The following is a 16,775-nucleotide window of genomic DNA, read 5'->3' as shown; positions in this document are numbered from 1 at the left end:
AAACAGTAAGGCTAAATTAGGTTATGCAAAATCGTCGTCAGTTTTCTCGTGTTTTATTTTCAACCGATGCACAAGTAATTTTTAATGATCACCAATACCCATGTAAGTTACTTGATGTATCTTTACATGGCGCATTAATCACTAAATGTGATGCTTTTATTGGCAACCAAAATAGCCAAGCTGTTCTGCGTTTTTCGCTGCCTCAAAGCGAAATAGAAATAAAAATGGAGGTTGTGGTGTGCCATATAGAAGCAGATCATATTGGTTTAAAATGCCACCATATTGATATAGACAGCATTACTTATTTAAAGCGTTTAATAGAGCTAAACTTAGCTGATGACGAACTATTACATCGCGAACTCGCTATGTTGATTCACGACACGCAAGAATAGACTCATTTGGATTAGTTGATTACCATAGTGCAAACTTTTTAACTTGTGAAAACATGACTTTAAATCCACATTTACCTTTGGTGTATCACCCTAACTACTCGTTTAATTTCGATCCAAAGCATCGTTTTGCAATGAGTAAGTTTGCACATTTATATCAGCATGTAGCAAAGCTTGGTTTGATTGGCGATAACCTGGTTGAGCCAACATTAGGCACGCCAGAGCCACTTGAGCTAATACACTGCGAAAATTACATACACGATTTGTGGAATAACCGCTTAGATGAAAAAGCAATGCGTCGCATTGGCCTACCTTGGTCAAAAGAGCTGATGGCACGTACCTTTACTGCTCCTCAAGGTACGTTACAAACAGCCCGTTTAGCACTTAAACATGGTATAGCGTGTCACTTAGCCGGTGGTACACACCATGCGCATACCGATTTTGGCTCGGGCTACTGCATGGTTAACGATTTAGCCTTTACCACGCAAACTTTAATTGAATCGGGTGAAGTAACTAACGTACTTATTTTTGATTTAGACGTGCACCAAGGTGATGGCACAGCCGCAATGTTAGAGCATCAAGCATACGCTTATACTTGTTCTATCCATTGTGAAAAAAACTTCCCCTTTAGAAAGTCCGCTAGCGATTTAGATATTGGCTTAGCCGATAATATGAAAGACGACGAATACCTTGCCGTAGTTGACGACACCTTGAGTTATTTACTTAAAGAGCTAAACCCAAGCTTGGTACTTTACGATGCTGGCGTTGATATTTGGCAAGGCGATGGCTTGGGTAAATTAGATATCAGCTGGGATGGCATAGTTAAGCGCGACCATTTAGTGCTAAAACGCTGCCTTGAACACAATACACCCGTTGCTACAGTAATAGGTGGTGGCTACGATAAAGACCACCTTCGCCTCGCTAAACGCCATGCTATTGTTGTTGAGCAAGCCGCTCGCTTTTAGTTTGAAATAAAAATGTTAAATTCTCGTTCTTATTTAATATGTAAAATAAGAACGAACATATTATGAAACAACTATTTATTGCCATCGCACTAATTTTTATAAGCTTTACAAGCTATTCGCAAGAAGAAAGCACGCAAGAAACATACCCTAAGCTACCTACATTAAATTTACAAATGGCTGATGGGTCGTCGCTCAATACTCAAGATTTATTAGGTCAACCTTACGTTTTACACTTTTGGGCAACGTGGTGTCCGTACTGTAAAAAGCTGCAGCCAGCACTTCAAAAAATTGATGATATGGGCTTACAAGTTATTGCCGTGAGCTTTAAAGAAGATGACGATGCTACTCCCGCTAAAGCACTTAGCGAAAGAGGTTATACTTTTAAAACAGCTGTAAAAGCCGATGCAATAGCACAGCAATTAGGTATACGAGGCACACCTACTACATTGTTTGTAAATAAAGAAGGCAATGTAATTTGGCTGACTAATACGTCAAATCCAGAGGACGCAAACCTACATTTAAAGGCACGAACATTGTTGCACTCCATATCTGAACAATAATATAGGTCTAAATTTAGTTTAAAAATATAAGTAATATAAACTTTATACTACAATTTAAGCTCATAAATTAATTGAGATTATAATGCGCTTACTACTTACTTTATTACTAATCACTTTAAGTGGCTTTGCCGCAGCTGAAGAAGAAAAAGCAGAACTTCCACCAGTAGACCCCGCTTACAATGCTGAGCACCCTATGGCTTTGGTTAATCAAGGCTCGTCTATTATTGCAATGAATTTACCCACCTATAATTTACCCAATGATGTGCAAGTTGTTTATAAAATAGGAAACCCCGATGTTCCATTTTTAGGCTTTGTTAGAAATGCCGAGTTAATCACCGTAAAGCCACAAGCGTTTAATATTCAGCATTTAATGCGTGGTGAAGAAATTACAATTATTGCCGATATTTACGAGGGTGATTATCAACAAGGTGGCAGTTTAATTTATTCAAAAAAAGAGTTGGTCTTGAGTAAGCAGCTGTATGCCAGAGAACTAAAAGATTTAAGTGAATCATCGCAATGGCAAGACTACGACATGATTACACTAAGCGGTACTGAGCGTATTTATATTCATAAAATTCAAAAAGCACCGAGCTATAACCATCTTATTTTTGTAGATTTAGTTAATGCGTGTATGCAAAAACTTCGTACCTCAAAACGTGTCCCAGCTGAAAATGAGCTTACCTATAAATTTATTAATTGCGGCACGCTTAAACCACTTTATTACAATGCTGATGATTTTAAAAAGTAAAAGAGCGAGTATACGAATGTTCAATTATTTTAATATTCGAGCATAAAAAAAGGCTCTTTCGAGCCTTTGGATTAACTTTGGAATAGTTAAAAATTTTAAATTAGGTCAGCGTTAATAGCTGTGGAGCAACACTATGATAATCAACAGCCATAGCAATGCTTAACGCTGTAATATTAATAATTGAAAATGCGAACACTTTACGTGCCCAGCTACTCATATCAATATTACGACGATACCCGCGCAGCGCCATTAGCAACCACCAAAAGCTGGTAATACAAGCAACAGCCATAAAAGCAGCACCTGTGTAGCCAGTAATTGGCAGTAACATCACCACTAATGCGTATACAGCAATATAAAGCACAATGTGGCGTTTTGCTTTGTCGATACCTTGCGCCACAGGTAATACTGGAATACCTGCAGCTTTGTAATCTTTAAAGCGAAAAATAGCGATGGCGTAAGAGTGCGGCATTTGCCACAAGCTAAACATAACTAGCAGTATTAATGCGCCCATATCGAACTGCCCTGTTACGGCGCAGTAACCTACTACTGGCGGTACAGCGCCAGAAAGGCTGCCTACAAAAGTGCCATATACTGAGTTGCGTTTCATGTAGAGGCTATAAACCCCCACATAAATTACGTAGCCAAAGGCTGCAAAAAATACCGCGGCTTGAGTGGTATAGGCGATAAGTAAACCAAAGCCAATAACGCCCAATAAAACACCGTGGCTAAGTGCAGCAAAGGCCGACATTTCGCCTGTTACTGTTACCCGCGTACGAGTTCGTGCCATGGCTACATCTATGTCTCTATCTATAACATTGTTGATAGCACAGCCCGATGCAACCACTAGCGACAAGCCAATTAATGTGGCAATCATTAACCATGGATCTATATCACCGCGCGAGGCAAGTAAAAACCCGCCCGCTACGCTGATCAAATTGCCCATAATAATACCCGGCTTTGTCACTGATAAATAACGACGAAACATCTTCAACTCCTAGTACATCATCATTGCGTTAGATTCATAAATGATCCAAACAGATAACCCAACAACCATTACGATGATCAGAGCACTGAATAGGAATGAAAAAGTACTTGCACGGCCATTTTCGGTGGTAAAATTAAGGTGTAAAAAGTACTTTAAATGCACCCAAATTTGTACGATTGCAAAAGTAACAATGCTCCAAAGCGTTGTTGCTTTTGAGAAGTCACCTTCCATAACCATATAAAACGGTATAGCAGTTAAAATTACCGACAGCACAAAGCCAATTAAGTAAGTTTTAACACTTCCATGAGATTCATCATGATGATCACTTTGCGCTTGTTTTAACGCATGCGTTTCGCTGTGGCTCATTACATTGCTCCCATCAAATAAACAACGGTAAATACACAAATCCAAACAATGTCTAAGAAGTGCCAAAATAGGCTTAAGCAGCTTAAACGCGTTACGGTTGCTTTGCCTAGACCACGTTTAGCAACTTCAATCATCATTATGGTCATCCAAATTAGTCCAGCCGTTACATGTAATCCATGTAAGCCAACTAATGAGAAAAACGATGTTAAAAAGGCACTTTGTTGTGGGCCATTACCGTGCACAATTAGGTGATGAAATTCGTATACTTCCATACCAATAAACACAGCACCTAAACAAAACGTAACAAATAACCACGTCAGTGTTAGTGCCTTTTTTTGCCCTTGAGCGGCAATCATGGCAAAGCCAAAGGTAATACTACTAATAAGTAGTGCAGCAGTTTCTACTGCTACAAAGTCGAGTTCAAAAATATCTTTACCCGATACACCACCCGCTGTGTTCATAAATAACACAGCGTAAGTGGCAAAAAACGAGGCAAACAATAGGCAATCGGTCATTAGGTATAACCAAAAACCGAATATGGTGTCACCCGATGTATCGTGATGATCATGCGCGTGGGCGTGATCATCGTGCGATACTGATTCTAAATTTGCAGAAAGTGTACTCACGCTTTTAGCTCCTTAATGCCACTTGAATTATACGCAGCTTCAGTGCGTGCAATTTCATCAGGTTGAATATAGTAATCAACATCGCTGGTGTAACAACGTTTGATAAAGATGGCAATTGCGCCTACTAGCCCAACAACAGCTAACCACCAAATATGCCAAATCATTGCAAAACAGAATACTGTTAAGCTTGCTGCCATTAACACGCCAGCTGATGTGTTTTTAGGCATATGAATAGGGCTATAGTTTGCTTTATCTTGGTATGCTTGGCCTTTTTCTTTCATGTCGGTCCATGCATCAATATCATCGATGTGTGGAATTGTTGCAAAGTTATAAATTTGCGGAGGTGAACTTGTAGCCCACTCAAGTGTGTGGCCGTTCCACGGATCGCCTGTTGTATCGTCAAGCGCTTCACGGTCTCTAAAGCTCACATATAATTGAATTACTTGGCTAACAATACCAAACATAATAATTACAGCACCGCCTGCGGCAATGTATAACCAAATGTTCCAATCTGGGTTGTTAGTGTGGTTTAAACGACGTGTCATACCTAAGAAACCAAGTACGTACAACGGCATAAATGCAACGAAGAAACCGATAATCCAACACCAGAATGATGCTTTGCCCCATTTTTCGTTAAGTTTAAAGCCCATTGCTTTAGGGAACCAAAATACAAAACCAGCAAGGTAGCCAAATACAGCACCACCAATAATGGTGTTATGAAAATGTGCAATTAAGAATAAGCTGTTATGCAGTACGTAATCGGCACCAGGAATAGCAAGTAATACACCGGTCATACCGCCTACGGTAAAGGTAACCATAAAGCCAAGTGTCCAAAGTACCGGTACGCTAATACGTAAGCGACCTCGGTAAATGGTAAATAACCAGTTAAACAACTTAACCCCAGTTGGTACAGCAATAACCATGGTCATTACCCCAAAGAACGCGTTAACGTTAGCACTCGACCCCATCGTAAAGAAGTGATGTAACCAAACAATAAAGCCTAAAATTGAGATTGCACCGCTGGCGTAAACCATCGATTTGTAACCAAATAAACGTTTACCGGCAAAGGTAGAAATAATTTCAGAGAAAATACCAAACGCTGGTAATACTAATATGTATACCTCAGGATGACCCCATGCCCAAAACAGGTTGATGTACATCATGGCGTTACCGCCCAATTCATTGGTAAAAAAGTGGAAATCGAGATAACGGTCAAGCGTTAGCATTGCAAGTACAGCAGTTAAAATTGGGAATGATGCTGCAATTAAAATGTTTGCCCACGTACATGTCCATGTGAAAATTGGCATTTTCATTAGGGTCATACCTGGTGCACGCATTTTAAACACGGTTGCTAAAAAGTTTACTGCTGTTAGAAGTGTACCGAGCCCGGATATTTGCAAGGCCCAAATATAATAATCTACCCCCACTCCAGGGCTAAAGGTCAACTCCGAAAGCGGTGGATAGGCCACCCAACCTGTTTTAGCAAACTCACCAAACACTAGCGACATATTAATTAAAATGGCACCGCTGGCTGTAAACCAAAAGCTTAAGTTATTTAAAAATGGGAATGCAACATCGCGAGCACCAATTTGCAGTGGTAAAACAATGTTCATTAAACCAATCATAAATGGCATAGCCATAAATATGATCATAATTACGCCGTGGGCAGTAAATATTTGGTCGTAGTGTTCAGGTGGTAAATAACCGGGCGCACCACTGGTAGCAAGCGCTAACTGAGCACGCATCATAATGGCATCAGAAAAACCACGGAACAGCATTATTAGTGCTAAAAGAATATACATTACGCCTAAGCGTTTATGATCAACAGACGTGATCCAGTCGCGCCAAAGCACGCCCCATTTTTTATACTTTGTAATAAGCCCGGCAATAATAAGCCCAGCTATCGCAATAACCGACATCGTGAACACAAGAATTGGCTCATGAAACGGAATTGCGTCTATTGTTAGTTTACCTAATAACGACATTATTATTCCTCGCCCTGGCTGTGAGATGATGGCATTGAGTGTTCATCCATTGTTTGATGCTTCTTACTCATTTGCCCATGTTCGCCCATTGCATGTTGCTTTTTGTTCATATCGCCATGTGCCTGCATGTATTTCATAACGATGGTATGAAATAAGCCGTCATCAACTTTACCGTAATAAGCAACTGGGTTATTTTCGCTTGCTTTTGCAAGTTCAACATAATTTGCATGAGTAAGATTACTAGCGCTTGAATTCGCTTTTACATCACTCACCCACTTATCAAAACCAGCTTGAGTAGGTGTAGCAATGGCATTAAACTTCATACCAGTAAAGCCTGCACCACTGTAATTTGCCGAAAAGCCTTTAAATGTACCTGGCTCATTAGCAATTAAGTGAAGCTTGGTTTCCATACCGGCCATTGAGTATATTTGACTACCCAATTGCGGAATGAAAAACGAGTTCATTGTGCTCTCTGAAGTGATTTTGTATTCAACAGGTACATTAGCCGGAAACACTAATTCATTAACCGTAGCAATACCTTGCTCAGGATAAATAAATAGCCACTTCCAGTTTAATGAAACCACTTCAACAGTAAGATGCTTACCTTTACCTTCAATTGGTTTGTAAGGGTCTAGCTCTTGGGTAGACACCCAGGTAATAACACCTAAAATAATCACAATAACAATAGGGACAGCCCAAACTGCGGCTTCAATTTTATTTGAATGAGCCCATTTTGGAGCGTAAATTTCATGAGTTTGCGTGTCTCTATATTTCCATGCGAAATACAAAGTCATCACAATAACGGGAACGACTACAAGCAACATAAGCACGGTTGCGATGATGATTAAATTTTTCTCATCTATGCCTATCTGCCCTTTTGGATCGAGTATCCCGCCTTTACAGCCTGACAACGCCAGCACTGTACTAGCTAAAGCAATATTACAAAGGTTACGAATTAACAAGGGAGTATCCTACAAACCTAAAAGTTCTAATTTGCTGCTTTAAATAAAAAACAAAGCAACGATTTTTCGGTAAAACCCAAGTTAACTGGAATTAAATTATAAAAAATAAGGGGGCTATTCAAAACCTAAAGCTCATGCCAATAATGACCTAGCAACAAACCCAGCTTTCTAAACGCATTTATATAACGTAATAAAAGTTAACTTGGGTGAGTGGTGGTTGGCTGAAATGTGTTTAAAAAACACTGAGCTACTTTGTTTTAGCTAACCTTAATTATTTACAGCAAGAACAAATAATTAAAACCAGCAACAAAATGCAGCCTTACAGACAACCTGTAAAGCTAGGTGGAGCACGACAACCGTGTGCAACTTGCACTGGCTGAAGAACTTTAGCCTCGCTAAAAGCAAAGGCTGCTTTACGGAGGATAATTCCAGCACGACGCGCTGGAAAAATATGGAACAATAGCCAGCAAAGGCCAATAAGTAACTGACTTGATATGATCGGATGAGCTAAAAATTGCACAATAGTAAGTAACAGCGGCTCTACAATAAACCCATCACTTAATAGCGCTTCAAGCTTGAAGGCATCCTCTAGTGCACCACTTAGCAACATTACAGTATTAAACACTAATAAAGTTATAGCTACACACACGCCCTTGCCTGCTTTATTCAAGCGCTCACACGTCTGCGGCTCGCCAGAGGCAAGATCCGTATTTGTATGATGCAAAGAAAGTGTGTTCAAAAACATTAACCTACTAAAATGACTATAACAAAATTAGAGGAATACAGTTTGCAATGGAAAAATTTAAAAAACATTGCTGTTGTAAGCCCTAAAACCAGGTGCTAAATACAATCAAATCCAGCTAGCACATATTTACCTAGCGAAAATTGATCCGTATCAATCAAACTTTCAAAACTTACTGAAAGTTCGAACGTGAGTATAACAAAGAGAATTTTCTGTTCAACTAAAAATCAATTAATTTGGGTTAAGCTTTCGAAGCTATTTTGTTAATAAAAAATAACAATATAAAAAACATTGAGTTGGCTTGAATTAAAAATGATTTAAAGCAGAATATTTAATAAAAATATAGGTTTTTTGGAAGGAATAATAATTGTGTGGCACAAATAAAAACAGCTCAAATTCAGTCACCACCGAAATTGAGCCGCCTTTCACACTGACAACATCTTCACACACAATATAAAGATTTTTGGTTTACATTACGTGGCATTGTAGGGAAATAAAAACAACTCAAATACAGTCACCACCGAATTTGAGTTGCCTTTCACACTGACAACATCTTCACACACAATATAAAGATTTTTTGTTTACACTGCGTGGCAATTGCAAGGAAATAAAAACAGCTCAAATTCAGTCACCACCGAAATTGAGCCGCCTTTCACACTGACAACATCTTCACACACAATATAAAGATTCATGGCTTACATTACGTGGCATTGAAAGGAAATAAAAACAACTCAAACTCGTTCTTTATGGAAGTGAATCCACCGAACTTGAGTTGCCTTTCACACTGACAACATCTTCACACACAATATAAAGATTCTTTTAAGCGAGGCTAACTTGCCTCAAGCTTATGACGAGAGCCTTGCTCTGTGTCTATGGTTAAACTTTAGAGTGTTAGCTCCAATTTGACAAACGAGAAAAATAAACCTAATAGGTGAAAAAAACTAAACTATAGACGTTTGTCTAATACATTAAGATTGGATTACTTTAGAAGCTATCGAGTTAAGCAGTTTTACAGACACAAAAAAAGCGCTATAAAGCGCTTTTTAATATTTAAGGCGGGCTTAAATAATTTGGTTTTCTTTCCAGGCTTGCTCTTTTGCTAAACGGTTTTTGCGTTTATCACATGGATCATCGCAATCACAGGCTTTATCAATACCAACCGAACCTAAACCACCACAGCTGCTTGCCATAGATTTTTTTTGCACGATCATACCAACGGCCATAGCCGAAACTATCAAAATTAGTAAGCCAAAAGTAAGAAGAAAAAGTGACATTGCTTAGCCCCTATTGATCAGCAATTAATTAAACTCAAACATTTTTGAGCGACTGCTATTATATACCCAAATAACGCGAAAATAAACAAGCCAGCACCATACTACAAATAAGGTTTAAATGCAGGGCTTGAATAAGTAACTAAACCCTTATTTGATTTACCTATTAAGTATACCGGTAAATCGTGCTGCTGAGCGTATGCTTGCGCTTTTTCCATACCCATCACAGTAAGTGCAGTCGCTAAACCATCTGCCGTCATAACGCTTGGATGAAGCACAGTTACCGACACTAAGTCGTGCTTAATAGGCATGCCGGTCACGGGATCAATTAAATGAGTATAGATCTCGCCATCCATTTTATAAAAAATACGGTAATCACCTGACGTAGCAATACCGTTTGTACCTGGCGATAAAACACGGTGTACCTTTCGCTCTCCAGGTTGAGCATCTGGTTGCTCAATCGCAATTTTCCAATCCTGATTATTTGGCTTTTCACCTGCTATACGCAGCTCTCCACCAATCTCAACCATGTAATTGGTAATACTATGGCTTTCTAATAACTGCGCTACTTTATCAATACCATAGCCTTTAGCCGTTGCCGAAAACGAAAGCTCTAACCCATTAACTGTTTTAGACAGTCCTTGCTCATCTAAAATAAGTTTATCAATACCTATTTTTTCGACCATAGTTGCAAGCTCTTCATCACTTGGGCGATTGGTTGGTTTTTTATCAGGACCAAAGCCCCATAAATCAATTAAAGGCCCCATAGTTACATCGAGTGTTTTAGTTGATTCGCCTAAGCGAATAGACTCGCTGATAACAGCCCTAAAATCTTCGCTAATTGGCATAACTTGATTTGCTGGTAATCTGTTAAATGTATTTATTTCAGAGTCTTCTATGTAAGTAGACATAGACTGATTCACATCTTTTAAAACAGCGTCTATTTGCAGCTGTAATTGTGAAGCTGATAGCTGGCCCTGCTCATCGTAATATTTAATATGATAAGTGGTGCCCATAGTCTTACCTTCTAAAAAGGTTTCCCTCGACTCTGGTTTTTCACCACACCCAGACAGTAATAAGGTCAGTGTGATTAGTAAAAAGGCCATTATGCCTTGTGAAGTACTTACTCGATTCATAACAGCTCTACTTAATAGATTGATAAAATTAAAGAATAAAAAAAGCCTCGTAACACAAGTGCTACGAGGCTGGTATTTTAACCAAAACTAAACTGTTTTGGTATTAGTGTTAGCCACCGAAGTCATCTAGTAAGATATTTTCGTCTTCAACACCTAAATCTTTAAGCATAGTAATAACTGCCGCGTTCATCATTGGAGGACCACACATGTAGTACTCACAATCTTCCGGCGCTTCGTGATCTTTAAGATAGTTCTCAAATAACACGTTGTGGATAAAGCCAGTATAGCCTTCCCAGTTATCTTCAGGTTGTGGATCTGAAAGTGCTGTATGCCATACGAAATTAGGATTTTCAGCGGCTAGGCCGTCAAAATCTTCTACGTAGAACATTTCACGTTCAGAACGTGCACCATACCAAAAGCTCATCTTACGTTTAGAGTTCAAACGTTTAAGTTGGTCAAAGATATGTGAACGCATTGGCGCCATACCAGCACCACCGCCAACAAAGATCATTTCTGCATCTGTGTCTTTAGCAAAGAACTCACCAAATGGACCTGAAATAGTTACCTTGTCGCCTTTTGTAAGTGACCAAATGTACGAAGACATTTTACCACATGGCAAGCTTAGGTTTCTTGGAGGCGGAGCAGCAATACGCACGTTAAGCATAATGATGCCTTCTTCTTCTGGGTAGTTAGCCATTGAGTATGCACGAATTGTTTCTTCGTCTACTTTTGACTCCAGATCGAAGAAACCAAAATGGTTCCAATCGCCACGATATTCTTCAGGAACATCGAAATCTGCATATTTAACATGATGAGGTGGCGCTTCGATTTGGATGTAACCACCCGCACGGAAAGGCACTGACTCATCACCAGGGATTTGCAGTTTAAGTTCTTTAATGAACGTTGCTTTGTTATCGTTAGAGATAACTTCACAGTCCCACTTCTTAACACCGAAAATTGACTCTTCAAGTTCAATTTCCATGTCGTTTTTAACATTTACCTGACACGCTAAACGACAGCCTTCACGGGCTTCACCTTTAGAAATGTGATCAAGCTCAGTTGGCAGAATATCACCACCACCTTCTTTAATGTGTACACGACATTGACCACAAGAGCCACCGCCACCACAAGCAGATGATACAAATATACCTGACTCAGATAATGCACTTAAAAGCTTATTACCTGCTGATGTAGTAATGGCTTTGTCTTTATCGCCATTAATACCGATGATGATGTCACCACTTGCAACTAACTGAGATTTAGCACCAATGATCACTAAAACTAGTAGTACAACGATAGCGATAAAAACACCAACGCCTAAGAAAATCTGATAATCCATGATTTATCCTCGCTACCCTTTACAGTGAAATACCAGAGAATGACATAAAGCCAAGTCCCATTAAACCAACAGTGATGAAGGTAATACCTAAACCACGTAAGCCATCTGGTACGTCTGAATATTTCAGTTTCTCACGGATACCTGCAAGTAATGTAATTGCAAGCGCCCAACCAACACCAGCGCCAATACCATAGACAACAGACTCGCCGAAGTCATAGTTACGCTCAACCATGAAAGATACCGCACCAAATATTGCACAGTTAACTGTGATAAGTGGCAAGAAGATACCTAATGCGTTGTATAGTGCAGGGAAAAACTTATCTAATGCCATTTCAAGAATTTGCACAAGTGCTGCAATAACACCAATGAAAGTTAAAAAACGTAAAAAGCTAAGATCCGCATCTGGATAACCTAACCAAGTAAGTGAACCTGGTGCAAGTACCGCATGGTAAACCAAGTTGTTAACAGGTACAGAAATACCCAATACAACTATAACCGCTATACCTAGGCCAATTGATGTAGTTACTTTTTTAGATACTGCTAAAAAAGTACACATGCCTAAGAAGAATGACAACGCTAAGTTCTCAATAAAAACGGCTTTTACAAATAAACTAATATAATGTTCCACTATTTGCCCCTTACGCTTTAGCTTCTACTTGGTCTTTCTTATAAGTACGAAGTACCCATATGAATAAACCAATGATGAAGAATGCACTCGGTGGTAAGATCAATAGACCCATAGGCTGATACCAACCGCCATCTTGTACTAATGGGATAATATCAACACCGAATAGTGAACCCTTACCGAATAGCTCACGAATGAAACCAACAGTAAGTAGTACTACAGAGTAACCTAAGCCATTACCAATACCGTCAAGGAAAGACATAATTGGTGGCGACTTCATCGCATATGCTTCAGCACGACCCATTACAATACAGTTAGTAATAATTAGACCAACGAATACAGAAAGCTCTTTTGCCGTAGCGTAAGAGAATGCCTGTAATACTTGGTCAACAACGATTACCAACGATGCAATAATTGTCATTTGTACGATGATACGAACAGATGATGGGATCTGGTTACGAATAAGCGAGATAAAGAAGCTCGAAAATGCAGTTACTAATGTCAATGCGATTGACATGATTAACGCATTTTTTAAGCTAGACGTTACCGCTAGCGCAGAACAAATACCAAGTACTTGTAGTGCGATTGGGTTGTTAGCTAAAACCGGACCAAATAGGACCGCCTTCATTTCTTTAGTATCAGCCATTATTTCAACGCTCCTTTACGTACTTTCGCAAGGAAAGGGCCAAAGCCATTTTCGCCAGTCCAAAAGTCAACTGCATGATCAACACCGTTAGACGTTAATGTAGCACCTGAAAGACCATCGATCTTATGCTCATCATTGCCCGCAGTACCTTTAACAATTTGAATTGGAAGTTCTTTACCTTCCCATGTAGCAGTCCACTGTGGATTTTGGATTTCGCCACCTAGACCTGGGGTTTCATTATGCTTGTAAAAGATAATGCTCTTAACTGTTTCAGCGTCGCTTTCAAGCGAGATAAAACCGTACATTAAGCCCCATAAGCCGTAGCCTTGGATAGGAAGAATAATTGCATCAACTGAGCCATCTTCTTTTTTAGAGATATACACCGGCGACTCTTTAGTCACACGTTGAATACCAGCAATATCTTTAACGCCTTTCTCTTGAAGAGAAACACTTAGCGCTGCATCATATTTGCTTTTTTCAAAATCAAAAATTGTTGGGTCTGTATCTACAAACTCACCTGTAGTCATGTTTACAACGCGCGCTTCGATTTTTGCATCAAATGTTTCTAAAACATTTTCAACTTTATCGATACCCGCAGCAGCCAAGATATTGCTTTGAATATCTTTGTTTTTATTAGCTTGCTGTAAAGGACGAAGCTGTACAGAAGCAAACGATACAATGATTGCACACACTAAACATAGTGCTACAACAACTGATAACGTTTTACCGATTGATTCGTTATTACTAGACATTACGTGCCAACCTCCGCTTAATATTAGCCTGCACTACAAAGTGATCGAACAGTGGAGCGAATAAGTTAGCAAATAAGATTGCTAGCATCATACCTTCTGGGAAAGCAGGATTCACAACACGTATCATAACCACCATAAAGCCAATTAATAGACCATATGCCAATTTACCTTTGTCAGTAAATGCAGCTGATACAGGGTCAGTAGCCATAAAGAACATACCAAACGCAAAGCCACCTAGTACTAAATGCCAATACCAAGGCATTGCAAATACAGGGTTAGTTTCTGAGCCAACAGCATTTAGTAAAAATGCAGTTGCTACCATACCTAGGAATACACCTAGTACGATGCGCCAAGAAGCGATACGAACGTAAATTAAGAACAAACCACCTACTAACAATGCAAGTGTAGATGTTTCACCTACAGAACCTTGAATGAAACCGTAAAACGCATTCCACCATAACTCCATGTTTGCAAAGTCTAGTTGCCCGATGAAAGCTTGGCCTAGCATAGTTGCACCAGAGAAAGAATCTACTGCTGTCCATACTGTGTCACCCGAGATTTGAGCTGGGTATGCGAAGAATAAGAACGCACGACCGGCTAAAGCAGGGTTTAAGAAGTTACGGCCAGTACCACCAAAGATTTCTTTAGCGATTACTACACCAAACGTAATACCTAACGCAACTTGCCATAAAGGAATCGTTGCAGGCAAAATAAGTGCGAATAATACTGAAGTAACGAAGAAACCTTCGTTAATTTCATGCTTACGCACAGAAGCAAATATTACTTCCCAAAAACCACCTACTGCAAATGTTACCGCGTAGATAGGTAGGAAGAAACATGCTCCATAGAACATCTTAGCGCCCCAGCCTGCATCAGCGGTTAATTCACCACCGAATAACTGGAACAAACCAACTTGCCACGTGTTTGCTAGTTCAAAACCTTGTGCTAAAGCACCTGCGGCCTGATGACCGATATTGAACATACCAAAAAACATAGCTGGGAACGTCGCCATCCACACTAAAATCATCATGCGTTTTAGGTCGATATTATCGCGTACGTGTGTCGCGCCTTTATTTACGTAGCCTGGTGTATAAAAAATAGTTGCAGCTGCTTCATACAGTGCATAAAACTTCTCATATTTACCACCGGCTTCAAAATTCGGCTCGATATCTTCTAGATATTTTTTTAAACCCATCTCTCTAGCCTTCCTTCTCGATCGTAGTTAAGCAATCGCGTAGGATAGAACCATACTCGTATTTGCCTGGACAAACGAAGGTACATAACGCTAAATCTTCTTCATCAAGTTCAAGCGCGCCCAATGAAATTGCACTGTCTAAATCGCGTGCAATTAAGTCACGTAATAATAGAGTAGGCAAAATATCTAGCGGCATTACGCGCTCGTAGCTACCAATTGGTACCATGGCACGTTTTGAACCACCTGTTGACGTTGTCATTTTAAATAAACGACTCGGCGCAAGGTGAGAAAGGAATGTACGCGTTACAGAGAATTTATCACTACCTGGTGCAATCCAGCCAAACAATTCTTTTTCGCGACCCTCAAGTAAAACAGATACTTGAACGTGGTAACGACCTAAGAATGCATGAACACCGTTTGAAATAGAACCTGATAGAACAGAACCAGAAATAACGCGGTTATCTCCGTCTTCTAGCTCACCAGCCACTAAATCATCCAATGAAGCACCTAATTGTGTTTTCACTAAACGTGGGTTTTTAACGCGAGGACCTGCAAGCGAAATAACACGATCTGTGTAAATTTCACCAGTAAGGAATAGGTGACCATACGCAATAACGTCTTGGTAACCAATATGCCAAACTTGTTTGCTAACAGAAACTGCATCAAGATGATGGATATGAGTGCCAACGAGGCCAGCCGGATGCACACCACCAAACTCATGTACTTCTACTTGAGCTATAGATGAGCTAGGAACTTGGCTACCTGCTTTTTTACACACAAATACTTTGCCATCGGTCAAACGCGAAATAACAGCAAGACCCGCTTCAAATGCTTGCGCATTTTCGGCAATTATCACTGCAGGATCTGCAGCTAATGGGTTTGTGTCAGTTGCGGTCACGAAAATAGAACTAGGATTTGCATCCACAGCCGCTACTTTACTGAATGGGCGAACACGAAGTGCTGTCCATTGACCAGACTGGATAAGTACTTCTTTGGCTTTTTCACGCTCTAAGCTCGCAAGCTCGTCTGCTTTGAAAGAGTCAAAGGTGATTTGCTCACTGCCTGTTACTTCAATAACAACAGATTGCAGCACACGTTTAGCACCACGATTTATTTCTTTTACTGTGCCAGAAGCTGGAGCAGTAAATAAGACGCCTGGGTTCTTTTTATCTTCAAAAAGTACCTGGCCTTTTTTGACTTGGTCATCCACACGAACATGCATGGTTGGACGCATACCGATAAACTCTTCGCCAAGCACAGCTACACGTTTGACAGCAGAACCGTCATGTATAACTTGCTGTGGCGCGCCCTCTAAGGGTAAATCCAGACCTTTTTTTATATTGATCATACGCACTTGCATTACATTAAAGGAAAGAAACTGAAAAATCGTATCAACCACGTCGCCATTTGAGTTATTCCAAGTTATATCAAGGTACAAAAGAGCAGCTTGCTAGAAATATCAAACAAGCAACGTAGTAAAACT

General features: G+C 39.8%; 18 protein-coding genes. 4 read left to right on the top strand and 14 right to left on the bottom strand.

All coding sequences use genetic code 11. From position 1 onward, the window contains the following. Positions 1–23: 23 nt before the first annotated feature. From I6E70_RS09615 to I6E70_RS09600, 4 genes are all read left to right on the top strand, one after another. A complete protein-coding gene (locus I6E70_RS09615; RefSeq protein ID WP_007581201.1) occupies positions 24–392 on the top strand; it encodes a PilZ domain-containing protein in 369 nt (122 codons plus the stop codon). A 53-nt stretch (positions 393–445) separates the two neighbouring features. Further along, positions 446–1,354 carry a histone deacetylase family protein gene (locus I6E70_RS09610; RefSeq protein ID WP_197188595.1) on the top strand — a complete coding sequence of 303 codons (909 nt, stop codon included), beginning with the start codon at positions 446–448 and terminating at the stop codon, positions 1,352–1,354. A gap of 62 nt (positions 1,355–1,416) precedes the next feature. Continuing rightward, positions 1,417–1,914: a TlpA family protein disulfide reductase gene (locus tag I6E70_RS09605; RefSeq protein WP_197188594.1), complete on the top strand. Its 498-nt coding sequence runs from the start codon at positions 1,417–1,419 to the stop codon at positions 1,912–1,914. Between the two features lie 82 nt (positions 1,915–1,996). Then, entirely contained in the window at positions 1,997–2,662 is a 666-nt protein-coding gene (locus I6E70_RS09600) for a hypothetical protein (protein ID WP_010555183.1), read from the top strand. A 100-nt stretch (positions 2,663–2,762) separates the two neighbouring features. On the opposite strand, the gene cyoE is transcribed toward I6E70_RS09600, so the two are convergent. The 14 genes from cyoE to I6E70_RS09530 all read right to left on the bottom strand — a co-directional run bounded on the left by cyoE (position 2,763) and on the right by I6E70_RS09530 (position 16,640). After that, positions 2,763–3,647: a heme o synthase gene (gene cyoE, locus I6E70_RS09595; RefSeq protein WP_197188593.1), complete on the bottom strand. Its 885-nt coding sequence runs from the start codon at positions 3,645–3,647 to the stop codon at positions 2,763–2,765. A gap of 9 nt (positions 3,648–3,656) precedes the next feature. Beyond that, positions 3,657–4,013: a cytochrome o ubiquinol oxidase subunit IV gene (gene cyoD, locus I6E70_RS09590; RefSeq protein WP_024589276.1), complete on the bottom strand. Its 357-nt coding sequence runs from the start codon at positions 4,011–4,013 to the stop codon at positions 3,657–3,659. After that, positions 4,013–4,639 (bottom strand): cytochrome o ubiquinol oxidase subunit III, encoded by a 627-nt coding sequence (cyoC, locus tag I6E70_RS09585; protein WP_007581168.1) that lies wholly within the window; start codon positions 4,637–4,639, stop codon positions 4,013–4,015. Before cyoC ends, cyoD begins: the two co-directional genes overlap by 1 nt. After that, positions 4,636–6,624, bottom strand: a complete 1,989-nt coding sequence (gene cyoB, locus I6E70_RS09580; protein ID WP_007581166.1) for a cytochrome o ubiquinol oxidase subunit I — start codon at positions 6,622–6,624, stop codon at positions 4,636–4,638. Before cyoB ends, cyoC begins: the two co-directional genes overlap by 4 nt. Positions 6,625–6,626: 2 nt before the next feature. Continuing rightward, positions 6,627–7,586, bottom strand: a complete 960-nt coding sequence (gene cyoA / locus I6E70_RS09575) for a ubiquinol oxidase subunit II (protein ID WP_197188592.1) — start codon at positions 7,584–7,586, stop codon at positions 6,627–6,629. Positions 7,587–7,905: 319 nt separating this feature from the next. Continuing rightward, positions 7,906–8,325 (bottom strand): hypothetical protein, encoded by a 420-nt coding sequence (locus I6E70_RS09570; RefSeq protein WP_007581161.1) that lies wholly within the window; start codon positions 8,323–8,325, stop codon positions 7,906–7,908. A 1,064-nt stretch (positions 8,326–9,389) separates the two neighbouring features. Next, complete coding sequence (gene nqrM, locus I6E70_RS09565; protein WP_007376137.1) at positions 9,390–9,602, bottom strand: (Na+)-NQR maturation NqrM; 213 nt, start codon at positions 9,600–9,602, stop codon at positions 9,390–9,392. A 101-nt stretch (positions 9,603–9,703) separates the two neighbouring features. After that, entirely contained in the window at positions 9,704–10,735 is a 1,032-nt protein-coding gene (locus tag I6E70_RS09560) for an FAD:protein FMN transferase (RefSeq protein WP_197188591.1), read from the bottom strand. Positions 10,736–10,844: 109 nt separating this feature from the next. Then, positions 10,845–12,074 carry an NADH:ubiquinone reductase (Na(+)-transporting) subunit F gene (gene nqrF, locus I6E70_RS09555; protein WP_007584893.1) on the bottom strand — a complete coding sequence of 410 codons (1,230 nt, stop codon included), beginning with the start codon at positions 12,072–12,074 and terminating at the stop codon, positions 10,845–10,847. Between the two features lie 19 nt (positions 12,075–12,093). Continuing rightward, on the bottom strand, positions 12,094–12,702 hold the full coding sequence (gene nqrE, locus I6E70_RS09550) for an NADH:ubiquinone reductase (Na(+)-transporting) subunit E (protein WP_007584892.1): 609 nt from the start codon (positions 12,700–12,702) through the stop codon (positions 12,094–12,096). A gap of 10 nt (positions 12,703–12,712) precedes the next feature. Then, positions 12,713–13,345, bottom strand: a complete 633-nt coding sequence (locus tag I6E70_RS09545; RefSeq protein ID WP_007584891.1) for an NADH:ubiquinone reductase (Na(+)-transporting) subunit D — start codon at positions 13,343–13,345, stop codon at positions 12,713–12,715. Further along, a complete protein-coding gene (locus I6E70_RS09540) occupies positions 13,345–14,097 on the bottom strand; it encodes a Na(+)-translocating NADH-quinone reductase subunit C (protein WP_007584890.1) in 753 nt (250 codons plus the stop codon). The genes I6E70_RS09545 and I6E70_RS09540 overlap by 1 nt, the downstream gene beginning before the upstream one ends. After that, a complete protein-coding gene (locus tag I6E70_RS09535) occupies positions 14,090–15,292 on the bottom strand; it encodes an NADH:ubiquinone reductase (Na(+)-transporting) subunit B (protein WP_007584889.1) in 1,203 nt (400 codons plus the stop codon). The genes I6E70_RS09540 and I6E70_RS09535 overlap by 8 nt, the downstream gene beginning before the upstream one ends. A gap of 4 nt (positions 15,293–15,296) precedes the next feature. Next, positions 15,297–16,640 (bottom strand): Na(+)-translocating NADH-quinone reductase subunit A, encoded by a 1,344-nt coding sequence (locus tag I6E70_RS09530; protein WP_197188590.1) that lies wholly within the window; start codon positions 16,638–16,640, stop codon positions 15,297–15,299. Positions 16,641–16,775 lie beyond the last annotated feature (135 nt).

This window comes from Pseudoalteromonas sp. NGC95, assembly GCF_015864705.1.
In the GTDB taxonomy this organism is placed as follows: Bacteria; Pseudomonadota; Gammaproteobacteria; order Enterobacterales; family Alteromonadaceae; genus Pseudoalteromonas; species Pseudoalteromonas arctica.
The sequence above is the reverse complement of the archived record's forward strand: the minus strand, read 5'-3'. Positions and strand labels throughout refer to the sequence as shown.